This window comes from Agromyces sp. SYSU T00194 (genome assembly GCF_040496035.1).
Classification (GTDB): Bacteria; Actinomycetota; Actinomycetes; order Actinomycetales; family Microbacteriaceae; genus Agromyces; species Agromyces chitinivorans.
This window is the reverse complement of the sequence record NZ_JBEPJZ010000001.1, coordinates 930,721-948,449: the sequence shown is the minus strand read 5'-3', so window position 1 is coordinate 948,449 and position 17,729 is coordinate 930,721. Positions and strand designations below refer to the sequence as shown.

The 17,729-nt window shown below is 73.3% G+C and carries 17 protein-coding genes; 5 read left to right on the top strand and 12 right to left on the bottom strand.

Translation table 11 applies throughout. The annotated features are described in order from the left end of the window. Positions 1 to 13: 13 nt before the first annotated feature. From ABZK10_RS04380 to ABZK10_RS04360, 5 genes are all read right to left on the bottom strand, one after another. On the bottom strand, positions 14 to 1,177 hold the full coding sequence (locus ABZK10_RS04380; protein ID WP_353807970.1) for an ABC transporter permease: 1,164 nt from the start codon (positions 1,175 to 1,177) through the stop codon (positions 14 to 16). Further along, positions 1,174 to 2,058 carry an ABC transporter ATP-binding protein gene (locus ABZK10_RS04375; RefSeq protein WP_353807969.1) on the bottom strand — a complete coding sequence of 295 codons (885 nt, stop codon included), beginning with the start codon at positions 2,056 to 2,058 and terminating at the stop codon, positions 1,174 to 1,176. Before ABZK10_RS04375 ends, ABZK10_RS04380 begins: the two co-directional genes overlap by 4 nt. A gap of 89 nt (positions 2,059 to 2,147) precedes the next feature. Further along, a complete protein-coding gene (locus ABZK10_RS04370; RefSeq protein ID WP_353807968.1) occupies positions 2,148 to 2,900 on the bottom strand; it encodes a response regulator in 753 nt (250 codons plus the stop codon). Further along, entirely contained in the window at positions 2,897 to 4,252 is a 1,356-nt protein-coding gene (locus ABZK10_RS04365; RefSeq protein WP_353807967.1) for a sensor histidine kinase, read from the bottom strand. Before ABZK10_RS04365 ends, ABZK10_RS04370 begins: the two co-directional genes overlap by 4 nt. Positions 4,253 to 4,347: 95 nt before the next feature. Then, a complete protein-coding gene (locus ABZK10_RS04360) occupies positions 4,348 to 5,193 on the bottom strand; it encodes a PIG-L family deacetylase (RefSeq protein ID WP_353807966.1) in 846 nt (281 codons plus the stop codon). A gap of 155 nt (positions 5,194 to 5,348) precedes the next feature. On the opposite strand from ABZK10_RS04360, the gene ABZK10_RS04355 reads away from it, so the two are divergent. Next, positions 5,349 to 6,032: a hypothetical protein gene (locus ABZK10_RS04355; RefSeq protein ID WP_353807965.1), complete on the top strand. Its 684-nt coding sequence runs from the start codon at positions 5,349 to 5,351 to the stop codon at positions 6,030 to 6,032. Positions 6,033 to 6,132: 100 nt separating this feature from the next. On the opposite strand, the gene ABZK10_RS04350 is transcribed toward ABZK10_RS04355, so the two are convergent. Together ABZK10_RS04350 and ABZK10_RS04345 are read right to left on the bottom strand one after the other, a co-directional pair. Continuing rightward, a complete protein-coding gene (locus tag ABZK10_RS04350) occupies positions 6,133 to 6,780 on the bottom strand; it encodes an SDR family NAD(P)-dependent oxidoreductase (RefSeq protein WP_353807964.1) in 648 nt (215 codons plus the stop codon). Positions 6,781 to 6,850: 70 nt separating this feature from the next. Next, positions 6,851 to 8,305, bottom strand: coding sequence for a DUF6421 family protein (locus ABZK10_RS04345; protein ID WP_436408484.1), 1,455 nt, complete (start codon positions 8,303 to 8,305; stop codon positions 6,851 to 6,853). Between the two features lie 289 nt (positions 8,306 to 8,594). Between ABZK10_RS04345 and ABZK10_RS04340 the strand changes: the two genes are divergently transcribed. Next, the gene (locus ABZK10_RS04340; protein ID WP_353807963.1) at positions 8,595 to 9,068 is read left to right on the top strand and encodes a hypothetical protein; all 474 of its coding nucleotides are present in this window, start codon (positions 8,595 to 8,597) and stop codon (positions 9,066 to 9,068) included. On the opposite strand, the gene ABZK10_RS04335 is transcribed toward ABZK10_RS04340, so the two are convergent. Continuing rightward, a complete protein-coding gene (locus ABZK10_RS04335) occupies positions 9,065 to 9,751 on the bottom strand; it encodes a DUF998 domain-containing protein (RefSeq protein ID WP_353807962.1) in 687 nt (228 codons plus the stop codon). The two genes, ABZK10_RS04340 and ABZK10_RS04335, sit on opposite strands and share 4 nt — an antisense overlap. A 207-nt stretch (positions 9,752 to 9,958) precedes the next feature. On the opposite strand from ABZK10_RS04335, the gene ABZK10_RS04330 reads away from it, so the two are divergent. Beyond that, positions 9,959 to 10,306, top strand: coding sequence for a YciI family protein (locus ABZK10_RS04330; RefSeq protein WP_353807961.1), 348 nt, complete (start codon positions 9,959 to 9,961; stop codon positions 10,304 to 10,306). Between the two features lie 8 nt (positions 10,307 to 10,314). Then, on the top strand, positions 10,315 to 11,613 hold the full coding sequence (locus ABZK10_RS04325) for an RNA polymerase sigma factor (RefSeq protein ID WP_353807960.1): 1,299 nt from the start codon (positions 10,315 to 10,317) through the stop codon (positions 11,611 to 11,613). Positions 11,614 to 11,647: 34 nt separating this feature from the next. Here the strand turns inward: ABZK10_RS04325 and acs are convergent, their stop codons facing one another. The 4 genes from acs to ABZK10_RS04305 all read right to left on the bottom strand — a co-directional run bounded on the left by acs (position 11,648) and on the right by ABZK10_RS04305 (position 16,706). Beyond that, positions 11,648 to 13,657, bottom strand: a complete 2,010-nt coding sequence (acs, locus tag ABZK10_RS04320) for an acetate--CoA ligase (RefSeq protein WP_353807959.1) — start codon at positions 13,655 to 13,657, stop codon at positions 11,648 to 11,650. A 10-nt stretch (positions 13,658 to 13,667) separates the two neighbouring features. Continuing rightward, positions 13,668 to 14,570 carry an ABC transporter permease gene (locus tag ABZK10_RS04315; RefSeq protein ID WP_436408523.1) on the bottom strand — a complete coding sequence of 301 codons (903 nt, stop codon included), beginning with the start codon at positions 14,568 to 14,570 and terminating at the stop codon, positions 13,668 to 13,670. Positions 14,571 to 14,706: 136 nt separating this feature from the next. Then, complete coding sequence (locus ABZK10_RS04310) at positions 14,707 to 15,726, bottom strand: aliphatic sulfonate ABC transporter substrate-binding protein (protein ID WP_353807957.1); 1,020 nt, start codon at positions 15,724 to 15,726, stop codon at positions 14,707 to 14,709. A gap of 110 nt (positions 15,727 to 15,836) precedes the next feature. Then, the gene (locus ABZK10_RS04305; protein ID WP_353807956.1) at positions 15,837 to 16,706 is read right to left on the bottom strand and encodes an ABC transporter ATP-binding protein; all 870 of its coding nucleotides are present in this window, start codon (positions 16,704 to 16,706) and stop codon (positions 15,837 to 15,839) included. Between the two features lie 173 nt (positions 16,707 to 16,879). Here ABZK10_RS04305 and ABZK10_RS04300 point away from each other — a divergent pair, with 173 nt between their 5' ends. Beyond that, positions 16,880 to 17,713, top strand: a complete 834-nt coding sequence (locus ABZK10_RS04300; RefSeq protein ID WP_353807955.1) for an SDR family NAD(P)-dependent oxidoreductase — start codon at positions 16,880 to 16,882, stop codon at positions 17,711 to 17,713. Positions 17,714 to 17,729: the final 16 nt, after the last annotated feature.

The window sequence follows — 17,729 nt, the reverse complement described above, 5'->3', positions numbered from 1 at the left end:
GTCGCGGCCCGGATCAGGCGCCGAGCGCGTCGCGCAGCTTCACCCGGGCGCCCATCCGCAGCAGCGCGTTGCCGTAGATGCGGCTGCCCACGAGGATGGCCAGCGCGGTGGTCGCGACGAGGATCACGAGCGACAGCGGAGGCTCCCACCACTCCGCCGTGCCGAGGAACACGCGCATGGGCATGCCGATCGGCGCCGAGAACGGCACGTAGCTCATGATCGCGAGCACCGTCTCGTCGCTGTTGAAGAAGATCACGAGGAAGTACGGGATCATCACGAGCATCGTCACCGGCGTGGTCGTCGTGCCGACGTCCTCCGAGCGCGAGACCAGCGCTGCTGCCGCGGCGAACAGCGCGGCCAGCATCACGAACCCGAAGAGGAAGAACAGGACGAACCACGCGACGCTCGGGCCGAGGCCCCCGAGCAGCACGCGCTGGCCCGTGAGCATGAGCCCCAGCATCGCCAGCACCGCGATCACCACGATCTGGGCGAAGGCGAGCAGGCTGTTGCCCACCACCTTGCCGGTGAGCAGCGCACGTACGGGGATCGCCGACAGCAGGATCTCCACGACGCGGGTCTGCTTCTCCTCGACCACGCTCTGGGCGATGATCTGGCCGAACGACAACGCCGACATGAAGAACACCAGCCCGAAGCCGAGTGCGACGAAGTAGACCAGCGCGGGGTCCTGGCTCGTCGGCTCGAGCAGCGCCACGTTCGGAGACACCGAGAGCGCCCGGATGACGGAGGAGGGCGCCTCGGTCATGCCGACCACGGTGATGCCGAGGCCGGATGGCTCGCCGGAGGCCGCGCCCTCCGGGGCCAGCTCCGGCACCAACGCGTCCGGCGCGACGATCGCCTCGACCTCGCCGTCGCGGAGCAGCTGCTCGGCCTCGCCGACGTCGGCGGCGTCGACGACCTGCAGCGCGTCGGTGCCGGCGACCACCGCCTGCGCGTCACCCAGGGCGGCGACGGCGGGCGGCTCCTCGTTCGAGCCCACGACGCTGCCGATCACGACCGCGGCCAGCGCGGCGAGCAGGATGATGCCGGTCGAGACGACGAAGGCGACGCTGCGGAGCCGCACCATGATCTCGCGCGCCGCGACGAGCCAGGCGCTCGTGGCGAAGCCGGGCGCCGCCGGGCGGGCGGCGGTGGCTGCGCGAGCGGTGCCTGCGCTCATCGGACGACCTCCGTGAAGATCTGGGCCAGCGTGGTCTGCTCGCGGGTGAAGCTGACGACGTCGCCGTGGTCCACCGCTCGGCAGAGCACGGCCTGGCGGGTGGCATCCGAGTCGACCTCGAACAGCGCCCAGCCGCCGTCGAACTCGACGACGTCGACACCGGGAACGTCCCGCAGCCAGCCCGCGTCGCCGTTCAGCAGCAGCTCGTACCGATGCGAACCGTGCTCGTCGCGCAGCGCGTCGCGCTCACCGGCGGCGGCGATGCGGCCGCCGGCGATGATGACGAGGTCGTCGCAGAGCCGCTCGACGATGTCGAGCTGGTGCGAGGAGAAGAGCACTGGGGCGCCGCCGGCCGCGAAGTCGGTCAGCACCTGCTGCACCTGCTCGACCGCGATCGGGTCGAGGCCCGAGAAGGGCTCGTCGAGGATGAGCACCTCGGGCCGGTGCACGAGCGCCGCGGCGATCTGCGCGCGCTGCTGGTTGCCGAGCGAGAGCGTCTCGACCTTGTCGTCGCGCCGCTCGGCGAGCGACAGCCGGTCCAGCAGGTCGAGGGCGTTGCGCCGGGCGGGTGCCGGCGACCAGCCGTGCAGCCTGGCGAAGTGGACGAGCTGCTCGAGCACGTGCATCTTCGGGTACAGTCCGCGTTCCTCGGGCATGTAGCCGAATCGCTGGCGGTCGGCGCGCGTGAGCGTGCGGCCATCGAGCGACACCGTGCCGGCGTCGGCCTCGAGCACGCCGAGCACGATGCGCATGGCGGTCGTCTTGCCGGCGCCGTTGCCGCCGACGAATCCGGTCATGCGACCGGGAGCGACGGTGAACGAGACGTCGTCGAGGGCGAGGCGCTCCCCGTACGACTTGGACACGTGGTCGAGTGCGAGCATGTGCATCACGCTACGGACGCGCACCCGGGCGGCGCATCCGCCGCGGGGCGGAACGTGCCGGTTCCCCCGAGCGGCGGAGGGGGGCCCGGTCAGGACCGCGGGTCGGCTGCCGGCCGCACCACGCCGTGCTCGTAGGCGTACACCACCGCGTGGATGCGGTCGCGCACGCCGAGCTTCTGGAGCACCTTCGACACGTGCGTCTTCACGGTCGCCTCGCCGAGGAACAGCCGGGCGGCGATCTCCGCGTTCGACAGGCCCTCCGCGACGAGCGCGAGCACCTCGCCCTCGCGATCGGTGAGCGCTGCGAGCAGCGGGTCGGGCGCCGGGTCGCCCGGGTCGGGCGTCGGGCCGGCCGCACCGGGACGCGGTGCCGGGGCGGGCTCGGCCGGCTCCGGGGCATCCGCCGGCACCCCCGGCTGCGCGCCGAACGCCGCGATCACCGCGCGCGTCACGTCGGGCGACAGGAGGGCGTCGCCGCGGGCGAGCACCTGCACCGCCTCGATGAGCTGCTCGGGGCTCGAGTTCTTCAGCAGGAACCCGCTCGCACCGGCGCGCAGGGCCTCGAACAGGTAGTCCTCGCGGTTGAAGGTCGTGAGCATGAGCACCGCCGTCGCGCCCGTGGCCGCGGTGATGCGCCGGGTCGCCTCGAGGCCGTCCATGCCGGGCATCTGCACGTCCATGCACACCACGTCGGGGGCGAGGCGCGCCGCGACCTCGACGGCGGCGGCGCCGTCGGCTGCCTCGCCGACCACGGCGATGCCGTCCTCGGAGTCGAGGATCGTGCGGAAGCCTGCGCGCACGAGGTCCTGGTCGTCGACGACCACCACGCGCACGCCGCTCATCGGCCGTCCTCCGCAGCAGCCGGGACGGCGGGCGGATGCAACGGCAGCCGCGCCCGCACGAGGTAGCCCCCGCGGGCGCGCGGCCCGAACTCGACCTCGCCGCCGACCGACGCCGCGCGCTCGCGCATGCCGACCTGGCCGAGCCCGCGTCCCGGAGTCGCGGCGGCCGCGCGCGCGAGCCCGGAGTTGACCACCTCGAGCTCGACCGCGTCGTCGAGGTAGCGCAGGCGCACGTCGGCGCGCGCCGCGCCGCCGCCGTGCTTGCGGGCGTTCGTGAGCGCCTCCTGGGCGATGCGGTAGACCGTGAGGTCGACCACGGCCGGCAGCGGCCGCTCCTCGCCGACGGCGCGGAACTCGGTGGGCAGCCCGGCGCGCGCAGACTCGGCGGCGAGTTGCGGCAGCTGGGCCGCTCCGAGGGTGCTGGTGCCCTCCGCCGGAGGTGCGGCGGCGGATGCCTCGTCGACCTCGTCGGCCCGCAGCGTGCCGAGCAGCCGGTGCAGCTCGTCGACGGCCTCGCGCGCACTCGCCTCGACCGACTGCAGGTTCGCCGTGGCGAGCGCCGGATCGCGCTCGAGCACGCGTCGCGCCGCCCCCGCCTGCACGCCCATCACCGACACGTGGTGCGCGACCACGTCGTGCAGCTCGCGCGCGATGCGCACGCGCTCGAGCGCGACCGCCTGCCGCGCCGTGCGCTGCCGCTCGGCGGCGAGCTCCTCCGTGCGCTGGGCGAGCGCCGCGCGCTCCCGGGCCGCGCGATGGGCCGAGTCGCCGAAGTACCATGCGCCGCCGAAGTAGAGCAGGTTGGTGATGATCTGGATGAGCCCGAACGCGACGTAGGGCGAGAGCAGGCCGTCGAACTCGCGCGAGAGGGCGGGCAGGTAGTCCGCGACGTTCGAGTAGACGATGAGGTTCCAGAACAGCCAGACGAACATCGCCGCGACGATCACGCCCCGGGTGAGGTTCGCCAGGGCGCGCCGACGCCCCCACGCGCCCACCGTGTAGATCGCGACGAACACGATGATCTGGCTGAACAGCAGCTCGGCGACCTGCGTGATGATGCCCACCATGTACGCGGCCGAGACCACCACGGCCGCGACCTCGGGCACGAGCCGGCGCACGACCAGCGGCGCGGTCATGGCCACGAGCCAGAGCACGGACGCCCAGACCGGGGCCGCGTCCTCGTACACCCCGCTCGCCGAGGAGAGCACGAGGCTCACGGCGGTGCCGGCGGCGAGTACGGCCGCGCCGAGTGCGTCGGCGCGCAGCGAGCGCGGCCCCGGCCACGGGCGCACCCAGTCGTCGCCGTCGGTCTGGCTCGCGGGCGCTGCGGTCGTGGTGGCGGGCGTGCTCATCGGGTCCACGCTAGCCGCGTCGGCACGGCGGCGGATCCGCCGTGCGACGGAGGTTTCCGCCCGCGCCGGCATCCGCCCGGCTCAGCCCGCCCGACTCAGCCCAGCGGGTCGGCCGCGAGGTCGCGCACCGTGTAGAACTCGTGGTCCCACAGCGCGTAGATGACCCACGTCGGCAGGATGTACGACGCCGGCATGAAGTCGCGCTGCGAGGCGTGGATCTGCCAGCCCTCGAACTTCTTGCCCACCTCGGCGGGCATCGCGTAGTCGGGGTCGGGCTGGTTCGCGGCGACGAACGCGCCGGTCTCGCCGCCGAACATCGTCAGCGCCTTCGTCGGGCTGATCGTGTACACGATGGTGTCGGGCCCGGTGTAGGGGCCGGCGGATGCCTCGAGCCGCCCGATCGCGAGCTCGGTCGCCCGCCCGATCTCCATGTGGTCGGCGTGGCCCGTCGCGCCCGACTCGGGCCAGAACGTGACCACGACATCGGGACGGAACTCGGCCATGGCGTCGGCGATGCGCTCGACCAGTTCGTCCTCGTCGACCTCGGGCACGCCGCCGTCGGGGTAGTGCCACACCTCGTGCGCGTCGATGCCCAGGTTAAAGCTGTTCTTCAGCGCCTCGGCCTCGCGCACGATGCCGAGGTCGTCCTGCCGGGCGACGGTCGGCACCTGGTGGCCGGCCTCGCCGCGGGTCGCGGTGATCAGCGCGGTCTCGGCGCCGTCCTCGGCCTTCGCCCGCCAGAACAGGCCGTTCACGGTCTGCTCGTCGTCGGGGTGGGCGAACACGCCGAGCACGCGCTCGCCGCCGACCTCGCCGATCACCGAGTCGACGCCGGTGGCGGTGGGCATGTGGAACAGGTCGCGGCCGGCCCAGTACGCGGCGCCCAGGGCGGCGACGACGACGGCGGAGACGGTGATGAGCGCGACGGTGCGCTTGCGCATGGGGTGGTGCCTTCGGTTCGGTGGAGCGGATGCCCCGCCGCGGTCGTTTCGGGTCGGCGCGCCGGGGACGGGAAATCGTACCCCGGTCGCATCCGCTCGCCGCGATCGCTGTGGAGGCGGGCTCGCCGCGCCGACCCGGCGGGTAGCGTGTGCGGGTGAGCCGCGCCCGATTCATCCACCGCATGCGATCGCTTCGGAGGATCACGCTCCTGCGTCGCGTGAACCGGGGAATCGGGGTCGCGGCCTTGGTGGGACTCGGGGCCTCCGTCGTCGGCCTGGGCGTCGCCGGTATCGGCGAGCTCGGCTCCGGCGATCCCGTGGTCGGGTACGCGATCGTGGTCGGCGGCCTCGCGCTCGTCGCGGCGTGCTGGCCGGTCTGGGGGAGCTGTTCCGGGATCCTCGAGCGCGCCGAGGCCGACGTGCTCGGCCGGATGCGCACGAGGGACCTCGCACAGATGGGGCTCATCGCATCGCTCGGCTTCGGGGTGCTGCTCGTGCTGATCGGCGCCGTGCCGTTCCTCGTGCTCGCCGACGGACCCGATCGCGTCGGCATCGTGCTGGCGGTGCTCTCGATCGGCGGGCTCGTGCCCATCGCCGGTGCGATCGTCGGTGCGGCCATCGCCGGCGCCGTCACGCTCGCGGGTGCGTCGTGGTGGTGGGTCGGCGTCGTGTTCTCGGCGGGCTTCGCGGCCGTGGTCGCCGGCATGGCGGGTGGTCCGGGGTGGCTGGTCACGCCCGGGGTGGTGCTGCTCGTGGTGTCGATCTGGGGCTACGGACGCGCGCGGAGCGCCGGCGAGCGGAAGGCAGCTGCGGCGAAGGAGACCGCCGGACCCGCCTGAGGGCTGGTTCTTCGCCTGAGGGCTGAAACTTCGGCCCTCCGTGCGAGATTCCGCCCTCAGGCGTGATCGTCGCGCAGGAGACGTGGGCGCGCCGGCCCGGTCAGGCGAGCGTGGTGGTGCGGCCGTTCAGCTCGCCTGGCTCCGTTGCCCAGAGCCCGACGACGGCGTCGGCGAGCGCGTCCTCGAGCCCCGAGAGCGAGCGCACGCGGAAGATCGTCGCCGCGCCCGTGTCGCCGGCCTTGGCGAAGCCGTCGGCGAGCGAGTGCATCCACGACTCGCTCGCGGCCTTGACCGCGCTGTAGTTCGCGCTGCCGGCCGTGGGCTGCTCGACCGTCGTGGAGGAGACGATCGCGATGCGCCCGGCATCCGATGCCACGAGGTCGTCCCAGAACGTGCGGCTCACGAACCGCAGCGCCGTGAAGCCCGCCTCGAGCGCGCGATAGTCGTCGTCGCTCTGCCCCGGGATGCCGCCCCCGCCGCGCCAGCCGCCGACCAGGTGCACGACGCCGTCGATGTCGCCGATGCGGGCGTGCACGCGCATCGACAGTTCGAGCACGTCGTATTTGACGGTCAGGTCGGCGAGTTCGGTGATGACCCCGGGCACGGATGCCTCGAGCTCGTCGAGTCGCCCCCGGTTCGAGCCGACCGCGATGACCCGCGCCCCGTCGGCGAGCAGCGCCTGCGCGACCGCGCGCCCCGACGCGCTCGTCGCCCCCGCGATCAGTACCGTGCGTCCGTCCGTGCTCACGTGCGTCTCCCCTCGCGTGGCCTGGCCCTTCGAGCCTGCCCGATCGTGGGCCGATCGTGCCAGCCCCTGATCAGGCGTCGGGGGTCGTGCCCGTGATGCCCACGGTCGAGGCGATCACGTCGCGCATCTTCTTCTCGAGCGCCTCGTAGAACATCGACAGGGGGAACTCGTCGTCCATGACGAGGTCGGTGTAGCCGCGCGGCGCGCCCGCGAGCACCTCGTCGGGCAGCCCGCGCGCCCAGGCGGATGCCGGGTTCGGCTCGAGCACGCCCGAGACGAGCTCGTACGCCGCGAGCCAGTGTGCGGTCTTCGGCCGGTCGATCGAGCGCCAGTACAGCTCGTCGATCGCGTCGCCGAGGGCGACGACCGCGTCGGGCACGCCCTCCCAGTCGAACGCGAGCTTCGTGTCGGTCCAGTGCAGCACGCCGCGCTGGTGCAGCCACGCGAACAGCAGCTGCCCGCCGAGCCCGTCGTAGTTGCGCACGCGCGTGCCCGTGATCGCGAAGCGGAAGATGCGGTCGAAGATCACCGCGTACTGCACGAGGCGGGCGAGGTCGAGCACGTACGCCTCGACGTCGGTGAGCGGGTCGCCGGAGGCATCCGCCGCCCTCGCCTCGAGCCGGCGCTGGATGCGCACCGCCTCGCGGAACGCGGTCATGTCGCAGCGCAGCTCCTCGAGCGAGTAGAGGAAGAACGGCATGCGCTGCTTGATCATGAACGGGTCGAACGGCAGGTCGCCGCGCATGTGGGTGCGGTCGTGGATGAGGTCCCACATGACGAACACGCGCTCGGTGAGGGCCTGGTCGTCGAGCATGCGCTCGGCGTCGGCCGGCAGGTCGAGCTTCGTGATGGCGGCAGCGGCGCGCACGACGCGGCGGTAGCGGGCGGCCTCGCGGTCCTGGAAGATCGCGCCCCACGTGAACGGCGGGATCTCGCGCATCGCCACCGTCTCGGGGAACAGCACGGCCGAGTTCGTGTCGTAGCCGGGCGTGAAGTCGACCAGGCGCAGGCTCACGAACAGGGCGTTGCCGTAGTCGGATGCCTCGAGGTGCGCGATCGACTCGGGCCAGATCGTCTCGACGACGAGCGCCTCGAGGTGCCGGTCGGCCGAGCCGTTCTGCGTGAGCATCGGGAAGACCACGAGGTGGCGCAGCCCGTCGATGCGGTGCCGCTGCGGCTGGAACGCGACGAGCGCGTCGAGGAAGTCGGGCACGCCGAGCCCCTCGTCGCGCCAGCGGCGCAGGTCGCGGGGCAGCTGCGCGAGGTAGTCGGCGTCGTGCGGGAAGCGCGGGGCGAGGGCGTCGACGGCGGTCGCCACGCGGTCGACGAGGGCGGATGCCTCGGGGCGGTCGGCCTCCTCGGGCACCGAGCCGTCCTTCGCCTGCAGCGCCTGCAGTGCGGTGGCGGCGGCCTTCAGATCGAGCCAGGCCGGGTCGTGCTCCACGCCGCGCGCGAGGGCGATGGAAGCGGCCGGGTCGGGGACCTCGGCGACGTCGATGCGGGGGTCGAGCTGGGTCTGCGACACGGGAGCCTCCGATCTCGCGGCCGTCGTCGGCCTGGTGCATGCGGCGCCGATTCGCCGCTTGCAGCAAGGCTAGGCGCAAGATCGCGGCGATTGGTTGAGTCTCGGCGCAAGTATCGTGCGCGTGCTCGGGAGGCGGCGGTGCAGATCGCGGCCGCACGCAGCGTTGCGCAGTCGAGCCCGAACTCGGGCGCGAACGGCTCACAGCGACCGCTGATGCGAGACATAGCCCGCCCATGGGAATCGCCCATACCGTGACCGGGACATCCCCACGAGAGAACGAGGTCTCCACATGTCCGCACACCCCGCCCGCCCCGTGTCGCCCGCGAAGCTCGCGCTGCCCCTGGTCGGCCTCGTCGGCTCGGTCGCCGTGCTGGCGTTCGGCGCAGCGAAGACGGCCGGCACCATGGGTGCCCTCACCACCGCACTCGACTCGGGTGCGGCGACCGCCGCCGACGTGTACGGCGGCCAGTCGTGGGTCGTCGTCTGGGCGGCCGTGCTCGGCGCCGGCATCATCGGCACCGTCGTCGCGACCTCGGCGCTCGCCGTGCTGGTCGGCTTCGGCGGGCTGCGCCGCGCGGCCGTCGAGCCCGAGCCCGTCGAGGACGAGGTCGACCCCGCCGACGACTACGTCTGGGACGACGACGAGGAGCCCGCGGGCTCGAACGACGCCGCCGGGCCCGCGGACGGGCAGCACGCGGCGGCACCCGCCTACGCCGACGCGACCGAGGCGGATGCCGCCGAGGAGTTCGTGCCCGCTCGCTAGCGCGAGAGATCGGCCTCCCCTGCCGACCGGGCGAGCGAGCTCGTCCACCAGGTCAGCCAGCCGAACACGAGTGCGATCCCGATGAACAGGCGGATGCTGGCGCCGGGGCCGAACGGCAGCGACAGCGCGTAGCCGATCACGGCGATCGCGACCGTCACGCCCGCCGCGATCCTGCGGTCCTCCGTCGCGAGGCGGCGCGCCACCACCAGCGCGGCGATGACGATGGCGGTGAACGCGATCGGCGGTGCGACGGCGTGCAGCACGGCCGGGAACTCGACCTCCGTCGGGATGCCGTCAGGCGTCCCGGGCGGGAAGCCGAGCGCGGCGCCGGCCGGGAACACCCCGCCGATCACGAGCCCCACGCCGAAGACGCCGACCAGGATCGGCGCCCAGCGCCGTCCCGGTCCAGTCGGGATCGCGCGAGCGACCCCGAACGCGCTCGTGAAGGCCAGCACGCCCGCGAGCACGAAGTTCGCCGCCTGCACCCAGCCGCCGTGGCCGGCGGCGAGCAGGCTGATCGGATGCCTCGAGAGGTCGAATCCCTCCCGCGTCGCCATCTGGATCACGACGACCGCGATGAAGATCGGGCCGGCGAGCGCGCCGCAGCGCAGGAGCGATCGGGTGCGTCGGGTCGCGAGGCGAGCCGCGACGGCATCGTTCGCGGATGCGGTTCGGGGTTCCATGGTGAGGTCCTTCCTGACATCCCGGTGTCCGGGAGCGGAACCCGGAGCGGTCCCGTCACGTCTTCGTCGCCCGGCACTGGCGGTTCTCGACATCGCGCGGAAGAATCCGCAGGGGGCGTCCGTTCCGCACGCGCGTGTCGAGAATCGCGTCGCGCGGGCGACGTACTGGTGAGCGGGCGGATCGCCCGGCGGGAAGGGGACGAGACCGTGAGGTTCATCGGGATGCTGCGACACGACGAGGGTGCGGAGGTGACGCCGGCGACCTACGCGCGCATGGCGGAGTTCGCGCAGGAGGGGCGCCTGAACGGCACGCTGGTCGAGCTCGGCGGCCTGCAGCCGAGTGCGGAGGGTGCCCTCGTCTCGCTCGCCGGCGGGCGGATCACCGCGGTCGACGGGCCGTTCACCGAGGCCAAGGAGCTCGTCGGCGGCTACGCGATCTTCGACGTGCGGTCGCGCGTCGAGGCGGTCGAGCTCGGGCGCCGCCTCATGCAGATCCACCTCGACACCGTGCCGGGGTGGGAGGGCGCCGTCGAGCTGCGGGCCCTGCAGGAGTAGCCGCCATCGTGTCCGAGGCGACGGCATCGGGGCCGGACGGCGTGGGCGACGCCGCCGCGACCAGGCGCGCGATCGAGGGCGTCTGGCGGATCGAGTCCGCCAAGGTCGTGGCCGCCCTCGTGCGCATGGTGCACGACGTCGGGTTCGCCGAGGACCTCGCGCAGGACGCGATCGTCGCCGCGCTCGCCCAGTGGCCCGAGAGCGGGATCCCAGCGAATCCCGCGGCGTGGCTCACGACCACGGCGAAGCGGCGGGCGGTCGACACGTACCGTCGGCACGCCCGCCGCGACCGGGCGCTGCAGCAGCTCGCCCATGAGCTCGCGGAGGAGACCGCGGCGGATCCGGCGGCCGGTGTCGACCACGTCGAGGACGACATGCTGCGGCTGATGTTCATCTGCTGCCATCCGTCGCTCACTCCGGAGGCCCAGGCGACGCTCACGCTCCGGCTCGTCGCGGGCCTGTCGGCCCGGGAGATCGCGCGCGCGTACCTCACGAGCGAGCCGACCGTCGCGCAGCGGATCAGCAGGGCCAAGCGCACCCTCGCGCGATCCGGGGCGGCGCTCGAGGAGGTTCCCGCCGACGAGCGATCGGCGCGGCTCGCCACCGTGCTCGGCATCGTCTACCTGATGTTCAACGAGGGCTACACCGCGACCGAGGGGACGGACTGGATGCGGCCGGCCCTCTGCGAGGAGGCGACCCGGCTCGCGCGGATCCTCACCGCGCTGGCTCCCGACGACCCCGAGGCGCATGCGCTGTCCGCGCTGCTCGAGCTCCAGTCGTCGCGCCTCGCGGCCCGGCTCGACGCGGCGGGGCGTCCCGTGCTGCTGGACGACCAGGACCGCTCGCGCTGGGACGGCGGGCGGATACGGCACGGCCTCGATGCGCTGGCGCGCGCCGACCGCCTGGTCGCGATCCAGGGCGGGGCGCGGGGGCCGTACCACCTGCAGGCGGCGATCGCGGCGTGTCACTCCCGGGCGACGCCCTCGTCGACCGACTGGGCGCGCATCGTCGAGCTGTACGCCGAGCTCGCGCGTCGCACCGGCTCCCCGGTCGTGGAACTGAACCGCGCCGTCGCCGTGGGACGCGCGTACGGTCCGGACGCCGGGCTCGCGCTGGTCGAGCAACTGGCGGAGCATCCGGCACTCGCCGCGTACCACCTGCTCCCGAGCGTGCAGGGGGACCTGCTGGAGCGCTCCGGACGCACGGCGGACGCCGCGATCGCCTACCTGCGCGCGGCGAACCTCGCGACGAACGCCCGGGAGGCGGAGCTGCTGCGCGCCCGCGCCGCCCGCGCCGTCGAGCCGTGATCGGTCTGCGGCCGCTGTGCGGGAACGGCAGGCGTCAGCTGCGGAGCAGCTCCGCGATGCGGGCCGGCGCCGCCTCGTCCTGCAGGGACGTGGTGTCGCCGAGCGGGCGGCCCTCCGCGAGGTCGACCAGCAGGCGGCGCATGATCTTGCCCGAGCGCGTCTTCGGCAGGTCGGGCACGAGCACGACGTCGCGGGGCTTGGCGATCGGTCCGATCGCGGCGGCCACGTGGGCGCGCAGGGCGGTGATGCGAGCGGATGCCTCGGGCGAGGCATCCGCTGCCCCGACCAGCCCGTCGGAGGCCACGACGAAGGCGGCGACCGCCTCGCCGGTGGTCGCGTCGGACACCCCGACCACGCCGGCCTCGCCGACCGACGGGTGCGCGACGAGCGCCGACTCGATCTCGATGGTCGACAGCCGGTGGCCCGAGACGTTGATCACGTCGTCGACCCGGCCGAGCAGCCAGATATCGCCGTCGGCGTCGACCTTGGCGCCGTCGCCCGAGAAGAAGTAGCCGCGGTCGGCGAAGCGCGCCCAGTACGAGTCGCGGTAGCGCTCGGGGTCGCCCCACACGGTGCGGGCCATGCCCGGCCAGGTGCCGTCGATGACGAGGTAGCCGCCCGAGCCGCGGGGCACGTCGTCGCCGCGGTCGTCGACGACGCGGGTGCGCAGCCCGGGAAGGGCGCCGAGCGACGACCCGGGCTTCAGCGTCGAGACGCCGGGCAGCGGCGCCATCACGGCCGCGCCGGTCTCCGACTGCCACCAGGTGTCGACGATCGGCGCGGTGCCGGCCCCGATCTGCTCGCGGAACCACACCCACGCCTCGGGGTTGATCGCCTCGCCGACCGAGCCGAGCAGGCGGATGCTCGACAGGTCGTGCTCGGCCGGCACGCCGTCGGGGAACCAGGTCATGAGCGAGCGCACCAGGGTGGGGGCCGTGTAGTACGTCGTGACGCCGTAGCGCTCGATGATCTCGAAGTGGCGGGCCGGATGCGGCGTGTTCGGCGTGCCCTCGTAGATGACGCTCGTGATGCCGTTCGACAGCGGGCCGTAGAGCACGTACGAGTGCGCGGTCACCCACGCCAGGTCGGCCGTGCACCAGTAGACGTCGTCGGGCTTGGCGTCGAACACCGCCCAGTGCGTCGCCGACGCGTGCGTGAGATACCCGCCCGAGGTGTGCACCAGGCCCTTCGGCTTGCCGGTCGTGCCCGAGGTGTAGATGACGAACAGCGGGGTCTCGGCGTCGAACGCCTCGGCCTCGTGCTCGGCCGACGCGGTGTCGACCACGTCGTGCCACCAGACGTCGCGACCTGCGGTCCACGGCACGTCGGGCGTCTCGTCGCCGGTGCGGCGCACGACCAGCAGGTGCTCGACGGATGCCACGCCGGCGACCGCCTCGTCGGCCGCGTGCTTCACGGGAACGGCCTGCCCGCGGCGGAACTGCCCGTCGGTCGTGACGACGAGCTTCGCGCCCGTGTCCTCGACGCGGAAGCGCAGCGCCTCGGCCGAGAAGCCGCCGAACACGAGGGAGTGCACCGCGCCGATGCGCGCGATCGCGAGCGTGATGACCACGGTCTCGGGAATGACGGGCAGGTAGAGCACGACCCGGTCGCCGCGCTCGACGCCCAGCGCCGTGAGCGCGTTCGCGGCGCGCTTCACCTCGCGCTCGAGGTCGGCGTAGGTGAGGGTGCGGCGGTCGCCGCGCTCACCCTCGAAGTGGAAGGCGACCTTCTCGCCGCGACCCGCGGCCACGTGGCGGTCGACGCAGTTGACGGCGACGTTCAGGCGCCCGCCCGCGAACCATTCGGCGCGCGGCACGGTCAGCCCGCCGTCGGCGGTCGGGGCGGCCGGATGCCACGTGTGCGTCGTGTGCCAGGGCTCCGCCCAGTCGAGGCGCGCGGCCTGCTCGGCCCAGTACGCCTCGTGGTCGGCCGCTGCGGCGGCGTGCAGCGCGTCGGCCTGCGCGGCGGTGACGTTCGCCGCGTCGGCGAACGTGGCGGGAGGTGCGAAGCGACGCTCCTCGTGGAGCAGGGCGTCCAAGGTCATGGGGCTCCGATCAGGTCCAGCGCCGCACGGCCCAGCGCTCGAAGAGGCCGATGACCGAGTCGGACAGCTTGCCGATCACGGCGAGCAGGATGATGGCGAGGAACGTGCGGTCGAGCCGGCCCGTGTTGGTCGAGTCGGTGAGCAGGAAGCCGAGGCCCATGGAGGCGCCGAGGAGCTCGGCGGCGACGAGGAACAGCCAGGCCTGGGCGAGCGCGAGGCGCAGGCCCGCGATGGTCTCGGGGATGACGGCGGGCAGCTGCACGGTGCCGAAGAGGCGCGTGCCGTGCAGGCCGAACGCGCGGGCGGCCTCGATGAGCTGGCGGTCGACGTGGCGCAGCGCGCTCGCGACGACGGTGTAGACGGGGAAGAACGACCCGATGATGATCAGGGTGATCTTCGACTCCTCGCCGAGCTTCAGCCAGAGGATCAGCAGCGGCAGCCAGGCGAGGCTGGGCACGGCCCGGAGGGCGCCGAGGGTCGGGGTGAGCAGGATGTCGCCGAGCTTGGAGAGCCCGACGATCGCGCCGATGAGCAGGCCCAGCGTCGCGCCGACGGCGAAGCCGATCAGCACGCGCTGGGTCGAGATCGCGACGTACTGCCAGAACAGGCCGCGCTCGATGAGGTCGATGAGCGCGAGCCAGACCATGGTCGGGCTCGGCAGCTGGGAGGTCGGGACGATGCCGTTCTCCGACACGAGGTGCCAGGCGAGCAGCACCGCGACGGGGATGATCGCCCCGCCGACGATCACGAACCACTTGCGGTCGACGAGCCGACCTCGCGGCCCCGCCGGTGCGGTGCGGCGCGTGCCGGACGCGCTGGCGGACGTGCGCGCGGGCGCGGTGGAGCGGCCGGCGGTGCCCGGGCGCGTGGCCGTCGCCGGCTTCGCTGCGGTGTCCGTCGTCTGCTCGCTCATCGCGTCGCTCCTCGTGGTCTCGTTCGTGGGGGTGGTGCGCGGATGCGCCGAGCGATGACGCTCCTCGTCGCGGTCGCCGGGCCGTGCCCGGTCGGTCGTCGTCGTGGTCGTCATCGCTCGGCGCGTTCCGTCTCGGCTAGTTGCCGAAGCGGCTGGAGTCGGCCGCCTCCGCGAACGACGGGTCGATCAGCGTCGCGAGGGCCTCGTCGACCTGGTCCTGCGAGGCGACGTCGCCGAGCTCGACGAACACCGGGCCGATCTTGGCGAACAGGTCGAGCTGCGCGTCGCCGGGGATGCCGGAGACGTCGAGGTTCGAGCGCTCGTCGATGACCTTCTGCGCGATCGAGACGTCGAGGCTCGCGACCTCGGCGAGGATCTCGGCGGTCTCCTCGGGGTTCGCCGCGGCCCAGACGCGTGCCGACTCGTAGGCGTCGATCACGAGCTGCAGCACCTCGGGACGGTTCTCGATGAAGTCCTCGGTGGCGTTCAGGGCGCCGTAGGAGTTGAAGTCGACGTTGCGGTAGAACAGCTCCGCGCCGTCGACCTCGGCACCGGCCATGATCGGGTCCAGGCCCGCCCAGGCGTCGACGGAGCCGTTCTGCAGCGCGGCCCAGCCGTCGGCGTGCTGCACGTTCTCGACCGTGATGTCGTCGATCGAGACGCCCTCGGCCTCGAGCGACTGGAGCAGGAAGAAGTACGGGTCGGTGCCCTTGGTCGCGGCGACCTTCTTGCCGACGAGGTCCTCGACGCTCGAGATGCCGTTGTCGGGGAGGGTCACGAGGGCCGACCACTCGGGCTGCGAGTAGATGTCGACGAGCTTGATGGTCGAGCCGTTCGCGCGGGCCAGCAGCGCGGCCGAGCCCGCGGTCGAGCCGACGTCGATGGCCCCGGCGCGCAGCGCCTCGTTGGCCTTGTTCGAGCCGGCCGACTGGATCCAGGTGACGTCGAGGCCCTCGGCCTCGAGCCAGCCCTGGTCCTTGATGATCAGGCTCAGCGGGTTGTAGGTCGCGAAGTCGATGTTCAGGCTCTGGCCCTCGAAGCCGTCGCCGGTGCCCTCGCTGGAGGAGCCGCTGTTCTCGCCGGCCACGCAGCCGGTGAGGAGCAGGGCGGATGCCGCGGCGGCGGCCGCGATGGTCAGGAGTCTCGTGCGTGCCATGGGGGTGGTTCCTTCTCTGGGTGCCGGTGTGCTGTGGTGGTCGTCTCGGCCGGATGCCGCGGGGATCGCCCGCGGCACCTGCGCCGGTCTGTGGGGTGGGGTGGTGCGGGTCAGTAGGGGTAGTGCGGGATGGTCTTCGTGACCTCGACGCCGCGGGCGGACCCGTGGCGGTCGATGCCGAGCCCGTCGAGCAGGCGCCCGCGGAGCTCGGCCAGCTCGGCCGATCCGCGGTCGCGCGGCCGCTGGCCCGGCACGACGACCGTCTGGCGGATGTCGGCGCCGGGGGCGCCGCCGTCGTTGCCGAGCAGGATGATGCGGTCGGCCAGCTGGAGTGCCTCGTCGACGTCGTGGGTGACGAGCAGCACCGTGGTCGGCGCCGCGGCGTGCACGTCGAGCAGGAGGTCCTGCATCTTGAGGCGGGTGAGCGCGTCGAGCGCGCCGAACGGCTCGTCGAGCAGCAGCACGCCGGGGTTGCGCGCGAGGGCGCGGGCCAGCGACGTGCGCTGCGCCATGCCGCCCGAGATCTCGCGGGGGCGGTGGTCGGCGAACTCGGCGAGGCCGACGAGCTCGATGAGGCGCTCGACGACCGCGCGGCCCTCGGCCTTCGCGGTGCCGCGGGGCAGGCCCAGCGCGATGTTCGCGGCGACGCTGCGCCAGGGCAGCAGGCGGGGCTCCTGGAAGCCGACCGCGCAGCGCGCGTCGTAGCGGGCGACGGGGGCGCCGTCGATCGTGACCGCACCCGACGTCGGCGCGTCGAGCCCGCCGGCGATGCGGAGCAGGGTCGACTTGCCGCATCCGCTCGGCCCGAGGATCGCGAGGATCTCGCCCGGCTCGACCTCGAGCTCGACGTCGCGGAGCACCTGGCGCGACTCGCCGCCCGCGCCGGTGAACGCGCGGCCCAGGTCGTCGAAGTACACGCCGTACGCGTGGTTGGGCACCTCGCCGAGACCGGCGATGGGTGCGACGGTCGAGGTGGTCATGGCGTGCTCCGTGGGTCGTGTGCGGTGGGGACGTCTTCGACCGTAGACGCGGCGCGCGTTCGTGTCAGACCGGGCCGGAACACGACGTAACACACGCCGGGGGTATGCGGGCGGGGCGGATGCCTCGTGCGGCCGCGGCTCCGGCCCGTGCCGCCCGGCGGCAGAATGGTGGGATGTCGAGAACCGCGCGCGGAGCCCACGTCCTGATCACCGGAGCGGCCGGTGGCATGGGGCGCATGTACGCCGCGCGCGCGATCGCCGAGCGCGCGGCGACCGTCACCCTGTGGGACCGCGACGCGAACGCGCTGGCGCAGGCGGCCCGCGAGCTCGGCGCCGTGGCGCGCGGCCGCACGCAGGTGCGCTCGTACGTCGTCGACGTCTCCGACCTCGGGGCGATCGCCAAGGCCGCCCAGCAGGTGCGTCGCGAGACCGGCACCCCCGACGTGATCGTGAACAACGCCGGCATCGTGCGCGGCAACCGCTACTTCTGGGAGACCGACTCCGGCGACGACACCCGTGCGACCATGCGCGTGAACGCGCTGGCGCCGATGTACATCGCGCGCGAGTTCCTCCCGGGGATGATCGCGTCGTCGCGGCCGGCGCGCATCGTGAACGTCGCCTCGGCCGCCGGCACGCTCGCGAACCCGCGGATGGCCGTCTACGCCGCATCGAAGGCCGCGGTCATCGGCTGGAGCGACTCGCTGCGCGTCGAGCTCGAGCAGGCGGGTCACGCGCACGTGCGCGTCACGACGGTCACGCCGAGCTACGTGTCCACGGGCATGTTCGCGGGCGCGCGCGGGCCGGTGCTCGCGCCCATCCTGGCGCCCGACGTCGTGGTCGACCGGGTGTGGCGGGCGATGCTCGCGGGCCGGCCGCTCGTGCAGCTGCCGTGGAGCGTGGGCCTCTCGCGCGTGCTGCGCGCGGTGCTGCCGGTGCGTGCGTTCGACCGCATCGTCGGCGGCTGGTTCGGCGTCTACCGGTCGATGGAGCGCTTCACCGGTCGCTGACGCGTCCGATCGCCGT